Origin of the sequence: Buttiauxella sp. S19-1 (assembly GCF_022134725.1) — a bacterium.
GTDB lineage: Bacteria > Pseudomonadota > Gammaproteobacteria > Enterobacterales > Enterobacteriaceae > Buttiauxella > Buttiauxella ferragutiae.
Genome location: NZ_JAHWLU010000227.1, coordinates 1 through 2,403, shown reverse-complemented (window position 1 = coordinate 2,403; position 2,403 = coordinate 1). Strand labels below are relative to the sequence as shown.

Annotated in this window: 4 protein-coding genes; 2 read left to right on the top strand and 2 right to left on the bottom strand. The window is 53.0% G+C overall.

Annotation, left to right across the window (positions count from 1 at the left end):
• Together MES37_RS24120 and ghrB are read left to right on the top strand one after the other, a co-directional pair.
• A partial coding sequence (locus tag MES37_RS24120; RefSeq protein WP_237932799.1) for an MFS transporter occupies positions 1–523 on the top strand: 523 nt, incomplete at its 5' end.
• Positions 524–584: 61 nt separating this feature from the next.
• Entirely contained in the window at positions 585–1,559 is a 975-nt protein-coding gene (gene ghrB / locus MES37_RS24115; protein ID WP_064542504.1) for a glyoxylate/hydroxypyruvate reductase GhrB, read from the top strand.
• A 99-nt stretch (positions 1,560–1,658) separates the two neighbouring features.
• Here the strand turns inward: ghrB and MES37_RS24110 are convergent, their stop codons facing one another.
• Together MES37_RS24110 and MES37_RS24105 are read right to left on the bottom strand one after the other, a co-directional pair.
• Positions 1,659–2,021 (bottom strand): YibL family ribosome-associated protein, encoded by a 363-nt coding sequence (locus tag MES37_RS24110; protein ID WP_034499383.1) that lies wholly within the window; start codon positions 2,019–2,021, stop codon positions 1,659–1,661.
• Positions 2,022–2,104: 83 nt separating this feature from the next.
• On the bottom strand, positions 2,105–2,403 hold a 299-nt coding region (locus tag MES37_RS24105; protein ID WP_273695254.1), incomplete at its 5' end, for an MltR family transcriptional regulator.

Below are 2,403 nucleotides of genomic sequence, written 5' to 3'. Positions count from 1 at the left end.
ACCTTCTATCATCCGTGGCGCAGGCACCGCGGGAATGGGCATGGTCGAAGTGGGCTGGCTGTCGTCTGTTCCGTATCTGGCGGCGACCATCGCGATGATTGTGGTTTCCTGGGCTTCGGACAAGATGCAGAACCGTAAGCTGTTTGTCTGGCCGCTGCTGCTGATTGGCGCGCTGGCTTTCCTCGGTTCGTGGCTGGTTGGTGCCGATCACTTCTGGGTTTCCTACACCCTGCTGGTGATTGCCGGTGCGGCAATGTATGCGCCCTACGGTCCATTCTTTGCGATTATTCCGGAAATGTTGCCGCGCAATGTCGCGGGTGGCGCGATGGCATTAATCAACAGTATGGGGGCGCTCGGTTCGTTTGTTGGCTCCTGGTTTGTTGGCTACCTTAACGGTGCAACGGGCAGCCCGTCGGCTTCCTATGTCTTTATGGGGGTGGCATTGCTCGCCTCAGTGTGGCTAACTCTGATTGTGAAACCGGCGAAAAACCAACACGTCCCAGTGGCAGCACACCACGCCTAATCTCAGGCCCGGCGGCCGTTAAACCGCCAGGCCTGTCTATAACTATTTAACGGAGAACGCCATGAAGCCGCCCGTCATCCTCTACAAAAAGTTACCTGACGACCTGCTTGCCCGTCTTGAAAGTCACTTTAGCGTCACTCAGCTGAATAACCTAAGCCAAGAAACCATCAAGCAAAACGCGCAAGCCTTTGCCGATGCGCAAGGGATTCTGGGTTCCAGCGAAACAGTGGATAAAGCGTTTCTGGAGCACACTCCGAATCTGCGCGCAGCGTCGACCATTTCCGTCGGCTACGACAATTTTGATGTTGATGCACTGAGCGCGCGCGGTATCGCGCTGATGCACACGCCAACAGTTCTGACAGAAACCGTCGCCGACACCATGATGACGTTAGTACTGGCGACCGCACGTCGCGCGCTGGAAGTGGCTGAACGAGTGAAAAAGGGTGAATGGCAAGGCAGCATTGGAGCGGATTGGTTTGGCATCGACGTGCACCATAAAACGTTAGGGATTCTGGGCATGGGCCGCATTGGCCTGGCACTGGCACAACGTGCGCACTTCGGCTTTAGCATGCCGATTTTGTATAACGCTCGCCGCCATCACCAGGAAGCCGAAGAGCGTTTTAACGCACGTTATTGCGACCTGGATACCTTGTTAGCCGAATCCGATTTCGTCTGTATTTCTCTGCCGCTGACGGACGAAACTTATCATCTGATTGGTGCTGAGCAATTGGCTAAAATGAAATCCTCAGCGATTTTGATTAACGCCGGACGTGGCCCGGTAGTTGACGAAAAGGCACTGATTCAAGCGCTGGTAGACGGCAAAATTCACGCCGCTGGGCTGGATGTTTTTGAACAAGAACCGCTGCCGGTTGATTCCCCGCTGCTGAGCCTGCCGAACGTCGTGGCGCTGCCGCATATCGGTTCCGCGACCCACGAAACCCGCTACAACATGGCCGCCTGCGCGGTGGATAACTTAATTGCAGCGTTGAGTGGCAAGGTGAAAGAGAACTGCGTGAACCCGCAGGTATTGAAGTAATTGATTGTTGGCGGATGACGCTTGCGCTTATCCGCCCTACGAACGATAACCAGTAGGTCGGGCAAGCGCAGCGCCCCCGACATATTGACTAAAGCCAGATTAGAAATCAGTCTTAGAAAAACCAGTCATTTCTTCGAGGCCCATCTCACGGCCTAACGCCGTCATTGGATGCACGATAACCAGGCCGCGCACTGCTTTTTTCAGGGCACCCATGTTGGCTTGTTCTTTCTTGGTAATTGGACGCTTGTACGGCAGCGCCATCAGCTTTTGCGCTTCTTTGCTCAGCTTCTGGTTGCGCACCGCTTGCAGGCGCACGATCTCAATTTCCAGCTTCGCTTTCTCTTTTTCCATCTCAGCGTACTTTTCAGCGTCATTGATCAGATGCAGTTCAGGCATCTCGTGACGGATAAGATCGAGGCGATCGCTAAGACGTTTGATTTCTGCTTTTTCGATTTCTTTCATTTTTAATTAACCGTGAATAACTTTCATTGCTGGCAAGGATACACCATTCGGCTTAAGAGGGCGAAAAGGGAGTTCGGTCAGAATTACTTCTGGAAGGCTTTTTTTAAGCTGATCCGTGAGATCAGCTCGGTTAAAGAGAGCACCATCGTGGAACGAACAATTTGCTGATAACGCTGTTTCTGCATGGCAATCAGCTCAGGATCGCTGCCATCCACAAACTTTGGCGTCGGAGGCAGAGCGGAAACACAATGCAATTCACCAAACGGGCCAAGCATTTCATCGTCGGTAAATTTGTAGTCGTTACCGTCGTGATTAAGTTCTTCACGCAGCGCCATCAGCAGCTCGCAATCTTCGTACTCCGCGCGATTAAGCACGCCAAGGC